Source organism: Paenibacillus ihuae (genome assembly GCF_001368795.1).
GTDB lineage: Bacteria > Bacillota > Bacilli > Paenibacillales > Paenibacillaceae > Paenibacillus_AQ > Paenibacillus_AQ ihuae.
On sequence record NZ_LN831199.1, the window covers coordinates 123745 to 130394 of the forward strand.

The 6650-nt window shown below is 48.2% G+C and carries 8 protein-coding genes; all 8 read right to left on the reverse strand.

The features are described 5' to 3' along the window. Window positions 1-80: 80 nt before the first annotated feature. The gene (locus tag AQR02_RS20240; protein WP_082451992.1) at window positions 81-641 is read right to left on the reverse strand and encodes a DUF6470 family protein; all 561 of its coding nucleotides are present in this window, start codon (window positions 639-641) and stop codon (window positions 81-83) included. A gap of 13 nt (window positions 642-654) precedes the next feature. Further along, window positions 655-1572, reverse strand: coding sequence for a flagellar hook-associated protein FlgL (gene flgL, locus AQR02_RS20245; RefSeq protein ID WP_054942264.1), 918 nt, complete (start codon window positions 1570-1572; stop codon window positions 655-657). Between the two features lie 14 nt (window positions 1573-1586). Further along, a complete protein-coding gene (gene flgK / locus AQR02_RS20250; RefSeq protein WP_054942265.1) occupies window positions 1587-3179 on the reverse strand; it encodes a flagellar hook-associated protein FlgK in 1593 nt (530 codons plus the stop codon). 56 nt (window positions 3180-3235) lie between these two features. Continuing rightward, window positions 3236-3736: a flagellar protein FlgN gene (locus tag AQR02_RS20255; RefSeq protein WP_054942266.1), complete on the reverse strand. Its 501-nt coding sequence runs from the start codon at window positions 3734-3736 to the stop codon at window positions 3236-3238. 12 nt (window positions 3737-3748) lie between these two features. Continuing rightward, entirely contained in the window at window positions 3749-4036 is a 288-nt protein-coding gene (gene flgM, locus AQR02_RS20260) for a flagellar biosynthesis anti-sigma factor FlgM (RefSeq protein WP_054942267.1), read from the reverse strand. 105 nt (window positions 4037-4141) lie between these two features. Continuing rightward, entirely contained in the window at window positions 4142-4552 is a 411-nt protein-coding gene (locus tag AQR02_RS20265) for a TIGR03826 family flagellar region protein (RefSeq protein WP_054942268.1), read from the reverse strand. Window positions 4553-4722: 170 nt separating this feature from the next. Further along, window positions 4723-5598 (reverse strand): ComFC family protein, encoded by an 876-nt coding sequence (locus AQR02_RS20270; protein WP_054942269.1) that lies wholly within the window; start codon window positions 5596-5598, stop codon window positions 4723-4725. Next, the coding region (locus tag AQR02_RS20275) for a helicase-related protein (protein WP_148449181.1) at window positions 5586-6650 on the reverse strand (1065 nt) is incomplete at its 5' end. The genes AQR02_RS20270 and AQR02_RS20275, both read right to left, overlap by 13 nt.

Sequence of the window (6650 nt, forward strand, 5' to 3'; positions counted from 1 at the left end):
AGTTTGAATTAAATTGTAAAGAATATATAGCAGAAAAGCTATAGAGGTGCTGTAAGGCACATCTATAGCTTGGAAGCAACTTAAACACTGAGATTCGGAGGAATAAATTGTAATGAACCATAGCTTTGCATATAAACATCTAGCTTACCACGGGTGAACTCAATCTCAGGAGCATTCCTTTCGATCTTCACATCCACTTGAGCAGGCCGATAACTGAGCTGCGGCGCTTGTGTCTGGATATGAATGTCCACATTGTCATAGGACGCAGGGCTACGAGTCTCAGGAAAGGAGTTCGGTTCAGTATCCATACCATAGACTTCACCAATTGTATTCCCTGGCTTAAAAAATTCGGCCATCCGGTTTCCTTGCTCAACCCTCTTGGCTATTCCTTGTAAATACAACTGTTCAATACCGGAATAAATACGTTTATTCATATCCAACATGTTGCCGCCGTTATAGGCTGCCCATGCTCTTGATTGATCTATAGTTAGTTCTGGACGGGTGGATTGAACGGTAAGTTCTCCTAGAGTAGTCGTTATACTTAAATCAGCCTTGGGCTGTCTTATAGCAAATGTACCTGCATCTGCATCTATGTGCATGACAGCAGGAGACTTACGTATTTGTATGATAGATTGGATCATCAAGATCCCCCCACTATCTTATGAAATCGACCAGAGAAGTTGAGATAATCTTTGCACCCACGGATAGCGAAGCATTGTAGATATTCTCCTGGATTTTAGACTGCATAATCAATCCTTCATAGTCTGCATCCTCAGTTTTCGCCTGCAGATCCGTTAGATTCGTATTCAGGTCACTTAAACGTTCCTGCATTAATTCAACACGGTTCGTTTTGGCTCCTATTTCAGAGCGGGCTGTTAATATGGTTTCCATTCTCGAGTCAAGATTAACAAGTTGAGCCGAGACTGCTGTAAAATCACCGGATTTTAGTGCCAAAGAAATACTATTAATGGTCGAAAACAAATTGTCAGGATTACTTGTATGACCGAACACATCATTTCCGGTCATATTAATTGGCAGTTGAACACCTTCACCTACAATATATTGAATCTGACCGGGGTCAGTAGTTATAACCTTAGATACATCGTACGTACCATCCGTGCTTTTAGCAAAATCATAAGGTTTGGTGTCATATTTCTCACCATTAAAAATATACTTGCCATTCAATTGACTGTTAGAAATATCCACCAGCTGTTCCTTAAGCTGCATTACTTCCTCATTAATACTATCCAGAGCGGACTGCGGATTGCTTCCGGTTGAGGCTTGTACAGTAAGCTCGCGTAAACGCTGAACTACATCTCCAGCTTGTCCCAGCACGGTATCGTTATAATCAAGCCACGACAAAGCGCTGTCTACATTCTTGGTGTACTGCTCATTGGACGACAGCTCGGCACGGTAACGCAGGGAATAAGTAATCCCAACCGGATCATCGGAGGGTTTGTTAATCTTTCGACCAGTAGCTAGCTGAAGCTGCGTGTCGTTCATCGTACGCGCATTACGGTTCAGGTTAAGCAGCAGCTGTGAATTCATCATATTGGAGGTGACCCTCAACATAATCTGTTCCTCCTTTATCTGCCGACTGTGCCGGTAGAATTAATTAGTTTATCAAGCATCTCATCATAGGTAGTCATAAACCGCGCAGCAGCACTATAGGCATGCTGGAACACCAGCATATTCGACATTTCCTCATCTAAAGACACTCCACTTACGGACTGGCGCCGTGAGTTCACTTGGTCCACCAAATAATCCGAGTTACTCGCCTGACGTGCAGCTTCCTGGGATTGGATCCCCAGTTGCCCTACCATGGAGCTTAGATAGGAACCAACAGTGCCGCTCTTGATGCCATCTGCTGTAGTGAATGTATTGTTATCCTTCATGTTACTGAACAAAAGAGCCAGAGTGTTATTTCCTTTTATTACGGATACTTTACCCGCACTGTCCGTTGTAGCCCGAAGAGAAGTCGCAAACAATGTCGGATCAGCGGCGATTTCCGGATTCAACCGGAGATTCGCTGCCGTGATAGTTTCCCCGGCCATTAAAGGTGTAAAGAAATCTCTGCCTGAACTGCCGTCCAGCGCATAACCCAACTGATGCAGTCCATTCAGACCTTTGACTGTAGTCTTCAAATCACCGGTAAGCGGCACTGGGACTGCTGCACCTGCCAGGAGTGTAGTTTTGGTTCCATCAGAATTAATGATTTCTGAATCCTTCAGAACAGTTGTCCCTGCAGGAAGAGTGGAGCCTGCCGGAATCGTAACCTGCACCTCGCCAGTGGCGATTGTATTGGCCATATTATCCAGCTGTTTTTTATAATCCGCTACATACGTTTTGCTGGAAAAAATCATCCCGTACGCCTCACCGGCCTTCAGCTCACCTGATGCATAAGCACTATTAAGAAACGCACTGTCAACTGTATTAGGTACTGGCCCTTGAACAAGCTGTTGCCCACCAAGCGAGATATTATATCCGGCATCGGTATCTACAACGGTGATATTGATGATCTTGGAAAGCTTGTCCGTCATCAAATCGCGTTGATCCCGCAAATCGTTGGCTTGGTCACCCATGCCTTCAATTTTGGCAATAGACTGGTTCAAATCGGCGATTGAGCTCAGATAACTCTGAATCTCTTTTCCCTTAACATCGATATTTGTATTGAGATCCCGGTCCAGGTTACTTAACTGGGTACTCATATAATTCATAGCATCCGTAAGTGACTGTGCGGTCTGTACTACAATCTTGCGGGCTGTAGGATCTTCCGGATTTTTGCTCAGGTCCGACCAAGATTTCCAAAAGTTATCAAGTACAGTCCGGATACCTGTATCCGAGGGTTCATTCACGATAGCCTCCAGTTTGTCCAGTGTATCCGATTGGATACTCCAATTGCCGCTGGCAGAGCTCTCACCACGGTACTGGTCATCCAGAAACATTTCCCGGATCCGTTCTATTGACGTGAATTCAACACCGGTCCCCATCTGGCCTGGAACTGTAGAGTTATTGAGACCATATGCCTCAATAGGCAATGCAGCTTTCATGTTCACCCGCTGGCGGGTGTATCCTTCCGTATTGGCGTTGGCGATGTTGTGTCCTGTCGTATTGAGTGCAGCGGTCTGAGTAAAAAGACTCCGTCTTGCCGTCTCGATTGAATGAAATGTGGATGTCATACTGCTAATTCCTCCCTATGAATGCTCCGGCAAAACGGAATGCAAGAAAGATCGATCTATCCGCGGGTGTCAAAAAGTCCTGGCCTAGTGCTGCTATATCCCTTGTCGGATGGATGATGGTAGGTGAAATCCTGGTTTGGTCTACCGACAAGCAAATCCAGGGAATAATCTATAAAGGTAAGCGACTGCTCAATCAGCTTCTGATTCAGCTCGTTGGCTTTTTTCAAGCGGTGAAGTGTATTAGAAAGCTTCTGCTGAACTTGCTGCAGACGCGATTTATCCTCAGGGTCAAATACAAGCCGGGACAGCTCGGTCAGATTCAGGTTCAGATTCGAACGGATGCCTACACCTTGTAAAAAGGTAAACGCCGCCTCTGCACGCTGCTCCTCGAGCTGCCCAATCAGCTTCATCAGCTTGGACTCGCGGTTCATGATGTCAATCAGACCATCCACCTTATTGTCCATAATCGTCTGTTTCTTGATGGCGGCCAGATCAAGCATCTGAAGATGCGTCTCGTCCAGCCGCTCAAGAAGTTCAAGTAATCTCGTCAATGCCATGGATGGGTTCACCTAATTCTCGGAGGATTGCTTAAAGTAGGGGGCGAGTGTCTCTGCGAGTTTGGCTGCGTCAACTTGGTAGGTACCTGCGGAAACTTGCTGTTTCAGGCTCTGGATCTTATCAGCGCGTGCTGCGTCGATTGTGCCGCTTTTCTGTGCTTGAAGGAGCTTAATAGCTTCATCGGAAATCGAAACCTCATCTTTACGGGTGCTCTTCTTGGTTTGATCCTGGCGCTGTGATTCAGCATTTCTTTGATACGGGTTAATTGGATTGATTCGTCCGGTCTCGTTAATTTTCATAACTTCCACCTTCCTTATAAAATAAAATAGCCGATAATCTTTACTAAGTTTATCGGCCTTTAATGAATCATTCTTTATAGCTGAAAACGTTTTTTCCCAAAAGATTTAGTTGTCACGAAGTTTATCAACAACACGATATGCTCCGCCAGATGATTTTTGGGTCGGCTCAGGTGTCACGTTTTCCTTAGCCGCGTTGGAAAGATCTCTCCTCAAACGGTTGCGGCAGCTTTCACACATATGTCCATCGCGGATTAACGTCCCACACACTTCACAAGGCAACATCATATTGGGAGCATTCGCTATGGAAATCCGTCCTTCACGGATAAAACGGGTAATTTCTTTGATTGATATTTCCGTGGCATCGGATAATTCCTGAATATTAGTTCCTCTGTTTTTGCGCAGATATTCTACACAGGTTTCGTATTGATGCTCAAGCTCTTTGATGCAGGGCTGGCATATATCCATAATGTTTTTGACATACAGACGGCCGCATCTTGGACAATTGTCTACATTCATTTTCAGCAGCGGCTCCTTTCCTTACATTTTGTGCAGCATAGAATCAACTTATGCTTAGATTACATGATTGCACAAGCATAGTCTATGATTAGTATCGGCTAGTTAAGGATTTTAGTTATATTATACGGACAAAATTGTCAGGAAGCACATTCAAAACACTCCTGCACCGCCTATGACCGGGCCCAGGTCAAGCTATATATTTCAGCAGCTTTTCCATAGCCGTCACACAGCGTTTTTATAGTATCAGCGCAGGCGCGTATGGTGCTCCCTGTAGTATAAATATCATCTACTATAACAATCTGCAGCGGACGCGTTCTTTTTCCCAAGGTTTCCAGCCACACCTCAAACTGCAATAGGACAGCTCCATCCGGATTTCCTGCAAAAGCATGCTTCATATCCGCGATTCGTTCCGCCCGGTGTTTAAAGCTTTGTTTACCGGTATGGTGGGTGCGGACCAAAAGCGGGAGCTGCGGAATCCCCCTGCGCCCGGACAGCACATCCGCCAGCCGCTCCGCCTGATTGAATCCCCGTTCAACAAGCCGCGATTCCGAGACAGGCACAGGGACAAACAGATCTGCCTGCCATCGATGGTTACTAGCAGATTGCTTGCCGCGGAATAAGGGCCTTGTAAATACCCTCTGTGCTTTTTGGAATTCTGCAATCCCCTGCTGTCTCCGTTCTCTTTCTGCTTTAAGCCGGATGTAGGCTCTATCCAGCATTGAGCCTAACAGTGGAGCAAGCTGTTCATTCCCCCGATATTTATATTGACCTAGGATTTCGCGCATCACACTTGTATAAGCTACTGCACTCCGGTTGCAGACAATCGGTACGGCTTCACCGCTGCGGCTGCAGTCGGGGCAGCCGACATGGCGTCCGCATTTCTGGCAGCGGGGATGCCTGATCCAAGGAATAGCCTCTTCACAAACTGCACAGATACCGTGCAGGCCTGCTGCCGGGCGGCTGGTTTTGCCGCAAATCAGGCATTGAAGCAAAGAAGGGGCAAGTAAGTAGCGGACTTTGGTAAGCCACGCAGTTAATGTGTCCATGAAGATTCCCTCCTGTCCAGATATCCCTGCTTGCGGGCAATCGAGTTCATGGTACGGATCTGCCCGATGGCTTTGCGCTGTGACCGGGTCCACTCCGGTGATAAGAAGTTTACCCTGCCGGCAGGGTCATCTTTGGAGCGCCCGGCACGGCCAGCCATTTGAACCAGCGAGGCTTCATCAAACAGTTTACTGTCTGCGTCCAAAATATAAACATCACTACGGGGAACGGTAACTCCCCGTTCCAGGATGGTTGTTGTGACCAGGATGGTGATTGCCCTGTTACGGAAGGCAATGACCTTATCGGTTCTGTCCCGATCTTTAGATGAGGTGCCCTCTATGCACACACCGGGGATTTTCCGGCGAAGAAGGGTCAGTAACCCTTCAATTTGAGCGATCCGGGCCACAAAGATAAAGATTTGCGCCTCACGTGCAAGCGACCTGTGCAAGGCTTGCAGGAACGCTGCGGGCAGGGCCCCGCGCTTCATGCATAACTGGACGGGATTCATCGGTATACGGCGGGGCACAGGCAACGGATGTCCATGATACCGTACGGGCACTCTGGCATGAGGCAGCTTCCCTGAATGCGCCTGCCGCTGCAGCTTCTGCGGCGGTGTCGCCGACAAGAAGATAAACACTCCATCCGGCTTGCAGGCCTGTTCAGCAGCAAAAGCCAGCATTGGATTGTTATGGTAAGGATAAGCATCCAACTCATCGATAATGACCAGATCAAAGCCATGTTGAAACCTTAGCAGCTGATGCGTGGTTGCAATCGTCAATTGACCCGGTACCCAGCGGTCCTGGCTGCCGCCGTACAGCACGGCCAGCGTCTCCGCCGGGAAGGCCCGGGCGAGCCGCGGGGCCAGCTCCAGCACGACGTCGCGGCGCGGCGTCGCCACCAGTGCCCGGCCTCCGGCAGCGAGCACTGCCTCCAGGAGCGGGAACGTGATCTCCGTTTTCCCCGCTCCCGTCACTGCCCAGAGCAGGAACCGCTCTGGGCCTGTGCCGGCGGCGTGCTGGCGCCGCGCCGTCAAGAACCGCAATGCAGCGATGGC